The following is a 14,283-nucleotide window of genomic DNA, read 5'->3' as shown; positions in this document are numbered from 1 at the left end:
TGGCTCATGTTCTCGTGAGGTTCACCGACATCCCCACTCTGATAAGGACATGCCATGGCCTATCTGCCCGATGATCTGAACTCGGAAGCGGGGGCCCAACAGGAAGCCGACGTCGTCAAAGAACCCGAGATCGGCCCTGAGGTCGAGCCGGAGATAGAACCGGAAGTCGGGCCCGAGGTGGGACCCGAGGTGGGCCCGGAGGTGGGCCCGGAGGTCGGCCCGGAGGTCGGGCCGGAAGTGGGGCCGGAAGTGGGACCCGAGGTCGGACCCGAGGTCGGTCCTGAGGTGGGCCCGGAGGTCGGACCCGAGGTCGGACCCGAGGTGGGACCGGAAGTCGGGCCCGAGGTCGGGCCTGAGGTGGGCCCGGAGGTCGGACCGGAAGTCGGACCCGAGGTGGGGCCGGAGGTGGGACCGGAAGTCGGGCCCGAGGTCGGCCCTGAGGTGGGCCCGGAGGTCGGCCCCGAAGTCGGGCCCGAGGTCGGGCCTGAGGTGGGGCCTGAGGTGGGACCGGAAGTCGGGCCCGAGGTCGGTCCTGAGGTGGGGCCTGAGGTCGGGCCCGAGGTCGGGCCCGAGGTGGGACCCGAGGTGGGGCCTGAGGTGGGCCCGGAAGTCGGGCCCGAGGTGGGACCCGAGGTGGGCCCTGAGGTCGGACCGGAAGTCGGACCCGAGGTGGGGCCTGAGGTGGGACCGGAAGTGGGGCCCGAGGTCGGCCCTGAGGTCGGACCGGAAGTCGGACCCGAGGTGGGGCCTGAGGTGGGACCGGAAGTCGGGCCCGAGGTCGGCCCTGAGGTGGGGCCGGAAGTGGGACCCGAGGTCGGACCCGAGGTCGGCCCGGAGGTGGGCCCGGAGGTGGGGCCTGAGGTGGGCCCGGAGGTGGGCCCCGAGGTCGGCCCGGAGGTCGGGCCGGAAGTGGGGCCCGAGGTCGGACCCGAGGTCGGGCCCGAGGTCGGACCCGAGGTGGGCCCGGAAGTCGGGCCGGACGTGGGGCCCGAGGTCGGACCGGAAGTCGGCCCCGAGATCGGTCCCGAAGTCGGACCGGAGATCGGGCCAGAAGTGGGGCCCGAGGTCGGACCGGAAGTCGGCCCCGAGATCGGTCCCGAGGTAGGCCCCGAGATCGGCCCGGAGATCGGACCCGAGGTAGGCCCGGAGGTAGGCCCCGAGATCGGCCCGGAGGTGGGCCCGGAGGTGGGCCCCGAGATCGGCCCGGAGGTGGGCCCGGAGGTGGGCCCCGAGATCGGCCCGGAGATCGGCCCCGAAGTGGGACCCGAGATCGGCCCCGAAGTAGGCCCCGAGATCGGCCCGGAGATCGGCCCCGAAGTGGGACCCGAGGTCGGCCCCGAAGTCGGACCCGAAGTCGGACCCGAAGTCGGACCCGAGGTCGGCCCGGAGGTCGGCCCGGAAGTCGGTCCCGAGGTGGGACCCGAAATCGGCCCCGAGATCGGCCCCGAGATCGGACCGGAGGTGGGCCCGGAGACCGGTCCTGAAATCGGCCCGGAGACCGGCCCGGAAACGGGACCCGAGATCGGGCCCGAAACGGGACCCGAAACGGGCCCGGAGACTGGCCCCGAAACAGGCCCGGAGACCGGCCCCGAGACGGGCCCCGAGACAGGCCCCGAAACAGGCCCAGAGACAGGGCCCGAGACAGGACCCGAAACGGGACCGGAGACCGGTATTGAGATTCAGCAGGAGATCCAGAACGAGATCCTGCATGAGATCCAGCAGGAGATCCAGAGCGAAATCCTGCATGAGATCCAGCAGGAGATTCAGAGCGAGATCTTCGGCGAGATCGGGCCGGGTGAACGGCTGGGACCGGGTGACGTCGTGCCCGGTCGAGTCGGCGACGCCGTCCGGGAGCCCGAGGAGCCCGGCGGCCTGCAGCCCGGCATCGAGAACCTGAAGAACCTCGACGACGGCTTCGCGGACGGTCGGTGACGGCACGAGAGGCGGGGGGCCGACGCGCCGAGCTGCTGGCCGCCATCCGTCGTGACGGCATCCTGCACGCCGACGAGAGCACTCGCATCGTCGGACGGGCGGGTGAGTCTGCATCGTGGATGCTCTACTGCTGGCCGCTCACCACGACAGCCTCCGGTGCGGCTCTGATCGGCGACGTCCTTGTCGACGCCCTCGCCGGGTTCGAAGCCACACAGGTTGCGGCATACGGCTTCGGTGCGATGCCGCTCATGTCCGCCTGCGTGCTGCGGGGCGGCGGCCGCTACACCGGTCTCGCCGTGCGTCCCGAAGCGAAGAAGCACGGCAACCTTCGGGTGATCGACGGCGTCGGTGACAAGAGCCGCAAGGTGGTCCTCGTCGACGATTCGATCAGTTCGGGAATCTCCTTCACGCAGGGCGCGGCAGCGCTGGAGAGCCAGGGATACGAAGTCGAGGGGTCGGTATGCCTGGTCGACTTCTCGAGGCGGGGCGGTGCCGAGCGAGCGAGGGCCCGCGGCTACCACCTGGAGACGGTGTACGACATCTGGGACGACCTGGGGATGCCGCGCCCCGACCGACCGCCCCTGTATCTGCGCTGTCTGCCCGAGCGGTGGGCCGACGAGGCGGTGCCAGATGGCCTCCATCCCGGCCGTGTCGCGCGGCTGGTCGCCGAGCACCTCGTCGACACCGGAGAGGTGCTCCGCCCGCCCGGGGCCTTCGCTGAGCCGGAGCACGGGCCTGGCGGGGTTTGGGTCAGCTTTCGGAGGATCAGCGATGACAAGCGGTTCGCCCGGGAGGGGTTCTGGCATTTCGACCCGGATGACGCCGACCCTGAGCGCGACGTTGTGATCGCCACGGCGCGGGCCGTCCAGAAGCTCGGTCCTCAGGTCACCCGCGACTGGCTCACCCGGCTCAAGCTGTGCGTCACGTTCTTCAGCGCGGTCGAGCGGATCGAGCCCCGCGACCTGGACTTCCGGCGGTACGGCATCGTCGCGCGCAGCACACTCATCCCGGCGAAGATGGGCGGTGCGCTGCCCAACACGCAACTGTTCACCAGTTCGGTCGAGCAGTACCGGCACGCGCGTGTCCGCAACGCCAAGATCGGCACCTACGAGCCGCACACGCTGTACCGCCACGACGTCATCAAGCGCCCCGAACCCGGTCAGACGTGGCCGGCATACGGCGAGGACGAGCGGATCACCGACGCCTGGGCATATGCGCCCGGCCTCGGTGAGGCGCTCACCCGAAGGGTTCGCGAGGTCATCACCGCGCACGAGCAGGGATCCGAGCTCGCCGGGACGCCGCTGCCGCAGGACCTCGTCGACCCGTCGGTGACCAGCGTGGCGGTGTCGCTCTACTCCCGCGGGCTCATCGGCTGCTCGGTGAGCGGCCGCGGCACGCTCGACGACCTCATCCTCGGAGCCACGCGGTACGCCCTCGCAGACCGCCGATTCGCAACCCGTCGCACCGCCTCGGGCTCCGTCGAGACGGTGGCCGTGACGCTGCTGCACGACCGGGAGTACCACGGTGCGGTGAGCGTCGAGCACGTCGCGTGGAAGATGAGGGCGGGCAAAGACGCCCTCATGGTGCGTGAGGGTTCGCGTTGGGCGGTGTTCCTGGAGTCGGTACTGAGCCAGTTCGACATCACCAAGGAGCAGGTGGCCAAGGACCTCCTCGCCAAAGCCGGCATCACCGACGGCAGCCCGACGTGGTCGACCTACAAGGCGACCTCCTGGGCGACGACGGGGGACCGCACCTATCCACTCGAGTTCGGCGGTCGACGCCGCGACGGCACCGATCGAGTCGGGGCTGGTGACCTCGAGGACATCGTCACCCATCTGCTCCGACGCCTTGATCACAACGGGTGGCCCGCGTACAGCATCTCCGCGAAGAGTGCCACGTTCCAGCGAACGGGGACTGCGGCCCGGTGCCTGCACGCGCTGCAGGCCATCGCCGCTGCCGGTATGCAGGCAGGTCGGGCAGACTGGCGTGAGGCCGCCCTCCCCGGTGTGCGCTTCGCGCTCGACCATCTGGGCGCCGACCACGTGCTGCGCCTGCCCGGCCATGAAGGCGGCCCCATCGCCGACGCGATGCTGCTCTCCGCGGCCGTCGACGCCCTCCCCGCCGATGAGGCCGGCGAGCGCGCCGGCCCGATCGCCGATCGGCTTGCGAGCTGGGTCCTGCCGGACGGGATGCTCCTCGATCCGACAGCCACCAGGGCCACAGCCGAGCAGGACTACCTGCCGGGCATCGCGCTGCTGGCGCTGGTCCACTGCGCTCTGGCGACCGGACGAGACATCCCGGTCGACTGGGCCTCGGTGCGCAGGTTCTATGCGCGGCGCTTCGAGCAGGTCCACCCGTGGGGCCTCGCCGGCTGGCACACCCGGCTCTGGCCGCTCGTCACGAATCTGACCGGCGATGACACCTACAACGACTTCGCCGCAAGCCTCGGCGACTGGATCTGCGAAAGGCAGCTGCGTGCCGACGGGAGCTACTTGACGGACGTCGAGCCGTCCGGGCCCGGGCTGTATACGGCGTTCGTCGCCGAGGGGCTGTCGGGGGCGTGGCAGGGCGCGGTGAACAGCGGCGACGACGAGCACGCGGCACGGTTCGCCGAAGGATGGCGGGCCGCCATGGGGTTCGTCGATCGCTTGCTCGTGCGACCGGATGACGCCTACTGGGCTCCGCTCCCGGAGCTGATCGTCGGAGGGGTTCGCAACCAGCTGACCCGGTTCGGATTGCGGGTCGACGCGACGAGCCACGCGCTGCAGGCGCTGCTCGGCGGCCTCGCCGCTGATGCCGGACCGATACTCCCGCCCACGTCTTAGTGCGGCTTCGTCACGCCCCCACGCGGATGCCGATCGGATTCGTCAACGGGGGATTACGGCCTGCAGGCAATGGGGGCTTGGGCCGCTTGGGCGACCAGGGAGGGGTCAGTCCCACGCGCCTCGAATCAGATCCGCGACGCGATCCGCCTGTTCGAGGCCGGCGCGGGCGGCGGCGGCGCGGGCATTCGGGTCGAGGGCGTTCCTGCCCATGGCGGTCCGCGCCGGGTCGTCGGGCGATACCAGGGCGGAACGGTCGGCCTGAATCTGGGCCAGCTGGTGTGCGGCTGGGGTGCCTCTGCGGAGCCCCTGGGTTCCCGGTGTGATCACGACGACTCGGTCGTAGCCAGCAGCGAGGTCGACGTTGGCGACTGAGCGGATGCCGCCATCGATGCAGCGCCGCGCGCCGATCGTGACCGGCGGCCACACCATCGGGATCGCGCAGCTGGCCGCGACGGCATCCGTCAACTCCACACCGCTGGTTCTGTCGAAGACCACGAGCTCGCCTGTGACGGCGTCGATGGCCGGGATCTTCAGCGCGCGGTCCGGCCAGGTGTGCACGGGCAGGCGCTGTTCGATCACGGCGCGCCGCACCGGTTCAGGGACCGTCTTGGTCCGAAGCGCATACCCGCCGACCTTCGCGAGCGCTCGCTGCTCATCCTTGGTGCCGCGGAGCGCCCAGATGAGCCTGAACAGACCCGAAACCCCGAGTCTGCCTGGAAGCTCATCGACGCGACCTTCGATCTGCGCAGCGTACAGCTCCTCGAGCGGTGTCGGTCCGGTGACCTGGGCGGCGACGGCCGATCCCGCCGAAGTGCCGACGATCAGGTCCGCATCACGAAGGCGGATGCCGCGCCGCTCCAGCCCGAGCATGATGCCGGTCTCCCAGGCGATCCCGGTGAGCCCGCCACCGCCGAGCACCAGCGCGCGAGTCGATATCGTCAAGGTCGGGGCCCTTCGTCTCAGCTGGGTTCATGATCGCACGTGCAGGCCGGCCTCGTTCGCCGATAGGCCGCTATCATCGCCGAGGGACGCTCCTCTATAGCTCGGCTCGCACAGGAGGGATCTCGGCATGGAACTCGCACTGACCGGACTCAGCGGAATCGCCTGGACCGTCGTCTACATCGCGGCGATCTGGATCGGGTTCACGCAGAAGACCTACGCCATCCCGATCGCGGCGCTCGGTTTGAATGTCGCGTGGGAGTGGATCTACGCGATCTACGGCCTGAGCACGACTCCCAGCCTGCAGGCCTACATCAACCTGGCATGGGGGCTTGCGGACACCGTGATCGTCTACACCTTCTTCAGATTCGGCCGACGCGAACTACCGGCCTTCATCTCACGACCGATGTTCATCGGATGGGGCGTCGCCGTCTTCGCGACCTCGTTCGCCGTCCAGCTGCTCTTCATCGGCGAGTTCGGACTCGTGGACATGCAAGCGGCCAAGTACTCGGCGTTTCTGCAGAACCTCCTCATGTCGGGGCTGTTCATCGCGCTTTTCGTGGCACGTCGCGGCATGCGCGGTCAGTCGCTGACGATCGCCATCGCCAAATGGATCGGCACCCTCGCCCCGACGATCCTGTTCGGCGCCATCGGAGGATCTGCGTTCATCCTCGGCATCGGTCTGCTGTGCACCGTGTTCGATCTCGCCTACGTCGGGCTGCTCGTGTGGGCACGGACCAAGCCGCCGCAGCTGTTGTCGGCCGCGGCGGCTGACGTCAGCGCCCGGGCTCGACCAGACTGAGGAACTCCGCCGTCAGACCCGTGCTCTGTTCGGAGTGGGCGTACGCGGCGCTCACCGTCCAGATCGGGTCGCGTTGAGCGGCGAGGCTGAGCGTGTGGAGGTGGGCGGCGATGTCCTTCCGAGAGACGGATTGCGGCACGATGGCGATGCCGAGGCCCCGGTCGATCATGTCCACCAGCGCATGGATGTCGCCGACGGTGAAGGCCACTCGGCGCGGGATCCTGCTTTTCGCGAAGAGCTCGTCTGCGACGATCCGGATGGCCCAGCTTTCGTCGAGATCGATATAGATGCGGTCTCGCAGGTCATCCCAGTTGATCGATCTCTGGGAAGCGAGCTGATGGTCGGGCGGGGTGAGCACCACTAGCGGCTCGGTCGCGAGTGTCACCTGGTCGAGCCCGGTGAGTCGAAGCCGAGGATCGGTCGTCTGCGGTGTGCCGGCCACGAAGGCGAGGTCGATCGCACCGTTGCGCAGGAGGCTGAGCAAGTCGCCGGTTCCCGCCTGCGTGAACGTGATCTCCACCTCGCGATGCCGGCGGTGGAATCGCTCGACGAGCTCCGGCACATTGACAGCGCCGAGGCACTGCTCGGCGCCGACACGCAGCGACCCGCTGAACTCCCCGATCGTCGCGGTCACTGCATCACGGCCGGCGTTGGCCTCGGCGAGGAGCCTGCGGGCATGGGGGAACAGTGCGCGGCCTGCCGCAGTGAGTTCGACCCGACGGGTCGTGCGGGTGAACAGCTTCGCATTGAGGTCGTCTTCCAGGCTCTTGATGGCCGCCGACAGTCCAGACTGCGAAACCCGGGTGATCTCGGCCGCTCGCGTGAACTGGTTCTCCTCGGCAAGAGCCACGAAGTACTCCATCTGCCTCAGGTCCATGCTTGCCCTCCCACTATTCATGAGTGCAGGTCATGAGATCGACAATATTCTTCTGTTGGACAGATGGCAACCCAAACCGTACCGTGGAAGTCGTAGTGATGAATCATTCGCAATCAAGGAGACGCATTGATGAATAGTCGGTGGATCGGAGACGTGTCGGTCAGCGCAATCGGGCTCGGCGGAATGCCGATGTCGATCGAGGGTCGACCGGACGAGGCCCGCTCGATAGCCACGATCCGTGCCGCGCTCGACGCGGGCGTCACTCTGATCGACACCGCCGATGCCTACCACCGGGACGCGGCCGAGGTCGGTCACAACGAACTCCTCATCGCGAAAGCCCTGGCCGGCTACGGCGGCGACGCATCGGGTGTGCTGGTCGCGACGAAGGGCGGGCACCTCCGGCCGGGAGACGGCAGCTGGACGCTGAATGGTCACCCCGAGTACCTGAAACGGGCAGCGCGCGCGTCAGCCGCGCGGCTCGACGTCGAGGCGATCGGGCTCTATCAGTTCCACCGGCCCGATCCGCAGGTGGACTACGCCGACTCGGTCGGCGCGCTCCGCGACCTTCTCGATGAGGGAGTCATCCGGATGGCGGGAATCTCCAACGCGAATGTCGACCAGATTCGCTTGGCGCAGGAAATCCTGGGCACTCGCCTCGCGTCGGTGCAGAACCAGTTCTCACCGGCGTACCGATCCAGCCAGGCAGAACTGGATTTGTGCGCAGCGCTCGGCATCGCCTTCCTGCCGTGGAGCCCGCTCGGCGGAATCTCTCGCGCGAGCACCCTCGCCGGAAAGGGAGAGGCGTTCGAGAAGATCGGCAATGAGCTCGGAGTGAGCCCGCAGCAGGTCTGCCTCGCATGGGAGCTCTCGCTCGCCCCCATCGTCATCCCCATTCCGGGCGCGTCACGCCCCGCAAGCATCCAGGACTCCGCACGGGCTTCTGAGATCACTCTCACTCACGACCAGATCACGGAGCTGTCCGCATGAGCGCATCGTTGACAACGCACCCCTATCGAACACTCGGCCGCAGCGGTGCCGTCGTCTTCGAGCAAGCCCTCGGCACGATGACGTTCGGCGCCGAGGCAGACCAGGCGACGTCGCACGCGATCATCGACGCGTACGTCGCCGCAGGCGGGAACTTCATCGACACCGCTGACGTCTACAGCGCCGGCGCCAGCGAGGAGATCATCGGCCGATGGCTCACCGCCCACGGGTCCGACGCCGCCCAGATCGTCGTCGCAACCAAGGGCCGGTTCCCCATGGGTGCTGGACCGAACGACCTCGGAACCTCTCGGCGCCATCTGAGGACCGCACTGGATGACTCGCTGCGACGCCTGGGAGTCGATCACATCGACCTGTACCAGATGCACGCGTGGGATGCGATCACCCCTCTCGACGAGACCCTGCGCTTCCTCGACGATGCGATCGCTCAGGGCAAGATCGGCTATTACGGGTTCTCCAACTTCACCGGCTGGCAGCTCACCAAGGCGACCATGCTCGCCGAGCGGCACGGCTGGAATCTGCCGGTGACACTGCAGCCGCAATACAGCCTTCTCGTGCGTGGAATCGAGCACGAGATCGTCCCCGCGGCACTCGACGCGGGGATCGGGCTGCTGCCGTGGTCGCCACTCGGTGGCGGATGGCTGAGCGGCAAGTACCGTCGCGACGTGCCGCCGACAGGCACGACGCGTCTCGGCGAGAACCCCGAGCGCGGCATGGAGGCGTGGAAGCAGCGGAACGCGAGCGATCGCACCTGGCGGATCATCGACACCGTCACCGGCATCGCGGAGACGCATGGCGTGTCTCCGTCGCAGGTCGCGCTGGCATGGCTCGGGGCGCAGCGTGGCGTCACCTCGGTGATCCTCGGCGCACGCTCGGTCGAGCAGCTGCAGGACAACATGGCGGCAGTGGAGCTCGTCCTCGAGGTCGCTGAGGTCGACAGCCTGACAGCGGTCAGCGCGCCTCCAGCAGACGATTACCCGTATGGTGAGCCCGGTGTCGCCCAGCGGCACCGCAACATACAAGGCGGCAGATGAGGACGTGAGGATCGCGGCCACCGGCGGATCCTGCAAGTACTCGTCGCGCCTGCCCGCCGCGTCAGCAGCTGCGCCGGGATAGCATGGCGACCATCCCGAGCCGAAGGGCGACCGTCTACCGCACCATGGAAGCCAATCCCGCCGAGACCGACCGGCCCGACTCCGACTGGTGGAAGTCCGCCGTCGTGTACCAGGTCTACCCGCGAAGCTTCGCGGATTCCAATGGCGATGGCATCGGCGACCTGCGAGGGATCATCGAGCACCTCGACCACATCCAGCTGCTCGGCATCGATGTGGTGTGGCTGTCCCCCGTCTATCGTTCTCCGCAGGACGACAACGGCTACGACATCAGCGACTATCAAGACGTCGACCCGGTCTTCGGCACGCTCGCGGATCTCGACGAGCTCGTCACCGGCATCCACCTGCGCGGGATGCGGATCATCCTCGACCTCGTCGTGAACCACACCTCGGACGAGCATGCCTGGTTCCAGGACTCCCGTACGAGCCGGACATCCGCCCACGCCGACTGGTATGTCTGGCGCGACCCGCGGCCCGGCACGACCGGCGGCACACCCGGGGCGGAGCCCAACAACTGGGGAGCGTTCTTCGGCGGGTCTGCGTGGGAGTGGGAGCCCGCCCGCGGCCAGTATTACCTGCACCTCTTCTCGAAGAAGCAGCCGGATCTGAACTGGGACAATGACGTCGTCCGTGCGGCTGTCTACGGCATGATGACCTCGTGGCTCGACCGGGGAGTCGACGGGTTCCGGATGGACGTCATCAATTTCATCTCGAAGGATCCCGGCTTCCCAGACGGTGCGGTGCTTGCGAACGGCTACGGCGATGGAACACCGTTCTTCTCCTATGGTCCGCATATTCACGACTACCTGGCCGAGATGAAGTCGACTGTGTTCGACACGCGGCCGACGACCGTCTTCACCGTGGGCGAGATGCCGACCGTGACACCCGAGCAGGCGGCACGGTTCACCGATGCTCGCACCGGTCAGCTCAACATGGTGTTCCAGTTCGAGCATGTCGACCTGGACCACGACGGCGTCAAGTGGAACCATCGCCCCGCGACGGTGCTCGACCTCAAGCGGAGCTTCGGACGCTGGCAGGAAGCGCTGGCAGAGCACGGCTGGAACAGCCTGTACTGGAGCAACCACGACCAACCGCGGGTGGTCTCGCGATGGGGGAACGATCGCGAGTACTGGTACGAGTCGGCGACGGCTCTGGCGACCGTGCTGCACCTGCATCGAGGAACCCCGTACGTGTACCAGGGCGAGGAACTCGGGATGACGAATGGCACGTTCGCCACGCTCGACGAGTTCCGCGACATCGAATCCCTCAACTACTACGACGTGGCGACGAACACGCTCGGCCTTGCTCCTGACGACGTGCTCACCGGCATGCGGCGGATCAGCCGGGACAACGCGCGGCTGCCGGTGCACTGGGACGGCGGCGCGCATGCCGGATTCACGACGGGAGAGCCGTGGATGCCGGTTCACAGCAACCACACCTGGCTGAACGCGGCCGCTCAGGTCGGTGACCCGAACTCCGTCTACACGTTCTATCGGCGCCTCATCGGACTTCGGCACAGCAGCCGAATCGTCGTCGACGGGACTTTCACCATGCTGCTCGCAGACCATCCCACGGTCTACGCGTTCATAAGAGAGAGCATCGACGGCAGGCTGCTCGTCGTCGCCAACCTCTCCGACGAACCCGCCAGCGTCGAGCTGGACGAGCTCGACGGAGCCGAGCTCCTCCTCGCAAACCACGCCCGAACTCCCGCAGGCAGGTTCGACCCGTGGGATGCCCGGGTCTACCGGCTCCCAAGGCGCGGATGACGAGGCCGACATCCAGCACGAGGGAAGCCGTTCCGCCGCGAGCGGCCGATCAACCGAGCGAGTTGGCTCCCAGCGCCTGGGCGATGGTGGCGCGGATCTCGGGCACCGCCTCGACGAGACGCTCCAGCGGGCACCGGAAGGTGACGGCGCTGACGCTGACCGCGCCTGACGGGCTGGGGGAGCCGTCGAGGTGGATCGGGATCGCGACGCAGTTGACCCCGATCTCGTTCTCCTGGTCGTCGATGCCGTAACCGCGCTGCCGGGTCGAGGCGAGCTCTGCGACAAGCGCTTCCGGGGTGACCAGGGTGTTCGGGGTCTTCTGCTCCAGTGGGAACACGCCGAACCAGGCGATGACGTCATCCATGTCGAAGAGGCGGCTGCTCAGAAGCGCTTTGCCCACGGCGGTTCGGTACGCCGGATTGCGGCCCCCGATGACGGACGTGAGGCGGACGGCACCCTGCGGGGGATCCATCTTTGCGCGATAGACGATGTCCTCCCCGGACAAGACGGCATAGTGGGCGGTCTCTCCGAACTGCGCCGCGAGCTGCTCGAGGAGGGGCTGGATGCGCGCGGTCTCGGGACGTCCGTCGAGGTTGCGGAACGCGAGTCGGAGGTACTCGTCGCCGAGGACGTACACCCCACGACCGGCCAGTTCGGCAAGTCCTGCCCGACGCAGCGTCGCGAGAGCGCGGTGAACCGTCGGCTTCGGGCTTCGGAGGATGCCGGCCAGCTCATCCAGCGTGACACCGAGCGGATGGTCGGCGAGTTCGGTGAGCACGGCGATCACCCGCTCCGCCCCGACGAGCTTCTCCTCCGCCGTTGAACGCCCGCTCTCGATCGATTCGCTCATGATCGACGCCGCTCCGGACTAGCCGACCAGGCGAGGGTCGACGTGGACCTTCGGGCCGGCGCCGGCATCCGCACCCCTGCGGCCTTCCAGGCGGTCGGGGACATCCTCGAGGGCCACGACCTCGCTCACGATCGGATCGGGGACGACTGATCCGTCGGCGAAGTGCCCGATCGCTCCGGCAAGGCCGGGCGAGGCGGAGAGGATGCCGACGGCGGTGATGTCCTTGAGCGCGATGTCCCGGCTGTCGACGAGGCTCGGAGTCGAGGACAGCCCGATGTAGACGACACGACCGGCGGGCTTGGCGAGCCGGACCGAGAGGGCGGGCATCGCCGGATTGCTGGTCGCCTCGATGACCGCGTCGAACTGCTCGGATGCCGAGTCGGCCAGGTCGTCGAGCTGCCAGGTCCGCTGCGCTCCGAGCGTCTCGGCCAGCGCCAGCGATCCTTTCCGCGCACCGCCGACATGCACTTCGGCGCCTGCCGCTCGCGCGAACTGCGCCGCGAGCAGTCCGATCGTTCCGGATCCGAGGATCAGGACGCGCTGACCGGGCTCGACATTCGCCGCTCGCACAGCTCGGAGGGAGTTGCCGCCGGGCTCGACGAGCGCAGCGGCCGTCACGCTGACGTGTTCGGGGACCTCGTAGGCGAACCGGGTGGGGATGAGCACCTTCTCTGCGAGGGCGCCTGCCCAGCCATCCCTGATCCCGACCTCGAATCTGTCGGGGCAGACGTGGTGGTGACCGCCGAGGCAGTAGTCGCAGTGGCCGCAGCCGAGCATGGTGTCCCCGGTGACGCGCTTGCCGATCCACGACTCGTCCCCCGGGTCGCCCACCGCGATGACACGTCCGGTCCACTCGTGGCCGAGTCGGAGGGGGAAGGTGGTGTGCCCCTGGTCGATGTAGGCCATCTCGCCGGTGTAGAGCTCGACGTCGGTGCCGCAGATGCCCACGCGTTCGACATCCACCAGCAGCTGCCCCGCCGCGGCGACGGGATCGGGCACGTCCTGCACCGACGCCTGGCGGGGCGCGGTGACGACGAGCGCGCGCATCAGACTACCGCGGCGGGATGGGCGATGACGTGCTGTGCCTGCCTGCCGAGGCGGCTGATGCCGAGGGTCATGGTCTCGCCGCCGCGCAGGAACACCTCGACGAAGACGTCGTCGTCGACGAGCACGCCGGGAGTCTCGGATCCGGCGGGTCCCAGTCGGACCAATCTCATGCGTGTGCTTCCCTTTCGTCGTCCCAATAGGGCGTTGTGGTGCTGCCGAGCCAGCGGTGGGCGGGCAGGCCGACCGCGCCCGGGTGAGCGAGGAAGATCGCGCCCGAGGCATCCGTCCAGTCCGAAAGCCCCTCCTGGGCGGTGGTGATCGCGAGGATGTCGAGGTTCGGGCCGACGAACGCCGGACACGATGCCTGGGTGGCGTCGACGTGCACGACATCGAGCAGTTCACCTGAGGGCGCGTGACGCCGGATGCTGGACCCGCCCCACTGCGCCACCCACAGCGTGCCGTCCGCGCTGACCGCAAGGCCGTCGGGGTATGCCGGGAGGTCGGACAGCACCACGACCCACGGCTCATCCACATCGAAGACGCCCGGCCCGTACAAGTGGCTCGACACGGTGTTCGCGAGCGTGTCGACGTGGTAGATCGTCTGTCCGTCCGGGGAGAATCCGATGCCGTTGGAGAGCCGGATGCCCGTCCGCAGCGTCTCGACGGCGCCGTTCGGCGAGACGCGCAGCAGGTCCTCCTCGCCCGTCTCCGTCCCAAGAGCCATGCTGCCGACCACGAATCGCCCCTGAGGGTCGACGGCCCCGTCGTTGAGGCGGACGTCGACGTGGTCTCCGAGAATGTCGGGACCATACGAGATGCTCCCGTCGGGCGCGATCACCGCCAGCCCTCGGGCAGCGGCGATGAGGAGACCCCCATCGTCGGCCACGGCGACGGCACCGGCCGTCTGGCCGATCTCGACCGTCCTGATCCCTGCTATGCGCGCGTTGTCGAGCCGGCCTGAGAGGACGTGTCCTCTCCAGATGTCGACCCATCGCACGAGGTCGGCGCGGTCATCCCAGAGGATGCCCTCGGCGAGTTCGTACTGGGCGGGGGTGGCGGCGGTAGAAGTGAAGGAGGTCATGATCTCCCGGGTTCGTGACGGACTGCCACTGTGGCATAATTCGAAATGTT

Annotated in this window: 12 protein-coding genes; 6 read left to right on the top strand and 6 right to left on the bottom strand. The window is 68.2% G+C overall.

Going from position 1 to position 14,283, the window contains the following annotated elements; translation table 11 throughout:
• Window positions 1-54 precede the first annotated feature (54 nt).
• Together ABD212_RS06835 and ABD212_RS06830 are read left to right on the top strand one after the other, a co-directional pair.
• Window positions 55-1,932, top strand: coding sequence for a hypothetical protein (locus ABD212_RS06835; RefSeq protein WP_344092688.1), 1,878 nt, complete (start codon window positions 55-57; stop codon window positions 1,930-1,932).
• Window positions 1,929-4,757: a hypothetical protein gene (locus ABD212_RS06830; RefSeq protein WP_344092686.1), complete on the top strand. Its 2,829-nt coding sequence runs from the start codon at window positions 1,929-1,931 to the stop codon at window positions 4,755-4,757. Before ABD212_RS06835 ends, ABD212_RS06830 begins: the two co-directional genes overlap by 4 nt.
• A gap of 105 nt (window positions 4,758-4,862) precedes the next feature.
• Here the strand turns inward: ABD212_RS06830 and ABD212_RS06825 are convergent, their stop codons facing one another.
• On the bottom strand, window positions 4,863-5,699 hold the full coding sequence (locus ABD212_RS06825) for a patatin-like phospholipase family protein (RefSeq protein WP_344092684.1): 837 nt from the start codon (window positions 5,697-5,699) through the stop codon (window positions 4,863-4,865).
• A 127-nt stretch (window positions 5,700-5,826) separates the two neighbouring features.
• Between ABD212_RS06825 and ABD212_RS06820 the strand changes: the two genes are divergently transcribed.
• Window positions 5,827-6,498: a transmembrane-type terpene cyclase gene (locus ABD212_RS06820; RefSeq protein WP_344092682.1), complete on the top strand. Its 672-nt coding sequence runs from the start codon at window positions 5,827-5,829 to the stop codon at window positions 6,496-6,498.
• On the opposite strand, the gene ABD212_RS06815 is transcribed toward ABD212_RS06820, so the two are convergent.
• Window positions 6,473-7,375, bottom strand: coding sequence for a LysR family transcriptional regulator (locus ABD212_RS06815; RefSeq protein ID WP_344092680.1), 903 nt, complete (start codon window positions 7,373-7,375; stop codon window positions 6,473-6,475). The genes ABD212_RS06820 and ABD212_RS06815 overlap by 26 nt on opposite strands.
• A 129-nt stretch (window positions 7,376-7,504) precedes the next feature.
• Between ABD212_RS06815 and ABD212_RS06810 the strand changes: the two genes are divergently transcribed.
• From ABD212_RS06810 to ABD212_RS06800, 3 genes are all read left to right on the top strand, one after another.
• Window positions 7,505-8,362, top strand: a complete 858-nt coding sequence (locus tag ABD212_RS06810; RefSeq protein ID WP_344092678.1) for an aldo/keto reductase — start codon at window positions 7,505-7,507, stop codon at window positions 8,360-8,362.
• A complete protein-coding gene (locus ABD212_RS06805; protein WP_344092676.1) occupies window positions 8,359-9,411 on the top strand; it encodes an aldo/keto reductase in 1,053 nt (350 codons plus the stop codon). The genes ABD212_RS06810 and ABD212_RS06805 overlap by 4 nt, the downstream gene beginning before the upstream one ends.
• Window positions 9,412-9,536: 125 nt before the next feature.
• Window positions 9,537-11,255: a glycoside hydrolase family 13 protein gene (locus tag ABD212_RS06800; RefSeq protein ID WP_344094102.1), complete on the top strand. Its 1,719-nt coding sequence runs from the start codon at window positions 9,537-9,539 to the stop codon at window positions 11,253-11,255.
• 49 nt (window positions 11,256-11,304) lie between these two features.
• On the opposite strand, the gene ABD212_RS06795 is transcribed toward ABD212_RS06800, so the two are convergent.
• Genes ABD212_RS06795 through ABD212_RS06780 form a run of 4 tightly spaced genes read right to left on the bottom strand, consistent with a single transcriptional unit; the run spans window position 11,305 to window position 14,233 of the window.
• Window positions 11,305-12,105, bottom strand: a complete 801-nt coding sequence (locus ABD212_RS06795) for an IclR family transcriptional regulator (protein ID WP_344092674.1) — start codon at window positions 12,103-12,105, stop codon at window positions 11,305-11,307.
• An 18-nt stretch (window positions 12,106-12,123) separates the two neighbouring features.
• Window positions 12,124-13,152, bottom strand: a complete 1,029-nt coding sequence (locus tag ABD212_RS06790; protein WP_344092672.1) for a zinc-dependent alcohol dehydrogenase — start codon at window positions 13,150-13,152, stop codon at window positions 12,124-12,126.
• Window positions 13,152-13,322: a hypothetical protein gene (locus ABD212_RS06785; RefSeq protein ID WP_344092671.1), complete on the bottom strand. Its 171-nt coding sequence runs from the start codon at window positions 13,320-13,322 to the stop codon at window positions 13,152-13,154. Before ABD212_RS06785 ends, ABD212_RS06790 begins: the two co-directional genes overlap by 1 nt.
• Window positions 13,319-14,233 (bottom strand): SMP-30/gluconolactonase/LRE family protein, encoded by a 915-nt coding sequence (locus ABD212_RS06780; RefSeq protein ID WP_344092669.1) that lies wholly within the window; start codon window positions 14,231-14,233, stop codon window positions 13,319-13,321. Before ABD212_RS06780 ends, ABD212_RS06785 begins: the two co-directional genes overlap by 4 nt.
• Between the last annotated feature and the right edge of the window lie 50 nt (window positions 14,234-14,283).

This window comes from Microbacterium deminutum, from assembly GCF_039530205.1.
Classification (GTDB): Bacteria; Actinomycetota; Actinomycetes; order Actinomycetales; family Microbacteriaceae; genus Microbacterium; species Microbacterium deminutum.
Note: the sequence above shows the minus strand (reverse complement) of the source record. Positions and strands in the feature narration are given on the sequence as shown.

Bases quoted from the DNA above. Each gene is read 5' to 3' on its own strand.
- ABD212_RS06835 (WP_344092688.1), top strand. From the start codon at position 55: ATGGCCTATCTGCCCGATGATCTGAACTCGGAAGCGGGGGCCCAACAG.
- ABD212_RS06820 (WP_344092682.1), top strand. From the start codon at position 5,827: ATGGAACTCGCACTGACCGGACTCAGCGGAATCGCCTGGACCGTCGTC.
- ABD212_RS06815 (WP_344092680.1), bottom strand. From the start codon at position 7,375: ATGGACCTGAGGCAGATGGAGTACTTCGTGGCTCTTGCCGAGGAGAAC.
- ABD212_RS06810 (WP_344092678.1), top strand. From the start codon at position 7,505: ATGAATAGTCGGTGGATCGGAGACGTGTCGGTCAGCGCAATCGGGCTC.
- ABD212_RS06805 (WP_344092676.1), top strand. From the start codon at position 8,359: ATGAGCGCATCGTTGACAACGCACCCCTATCGAACACTCGGCCGCAGC.
- ABD212_RS06800 (WP_344094102.1), top strand. From the start codon at position 9,537: ATGGAAGCCAATCCCGCCGAGACCGACCGGCCCGACTCCGACTGGTGG.
- ABD212_RS06795 (WP_344092674.1), bottom strand. From the start codon at position 12,105: ATGAGCGAATCGATCGAGAGCGGGCGTTCAACGGCGGAGGAGAAGCTC.
- ABD212_RS06790 (WP_344092672.1), bottom strand. From the start codon at position 13,152: ATGCGCGCGCTCGTCGTCACCGCGCCCCGCCAGGCGTCGGTGCAGGAC.
- ABD212_RS06785 (WP_344092671.1), bottom strand. From the start codon at position 13,322: ATGAGATTGGTCCGACTGGGACCCGCCGGATCCGAGACTCCCGGCGTG.
- ABD212_RS06780 (WP_344092669.1), bottom strand. From the start codon at position 14,233: ATGACCTCCTTCACTTCTACCGCCGCCACCCCCGCCCAGTACGAACTC.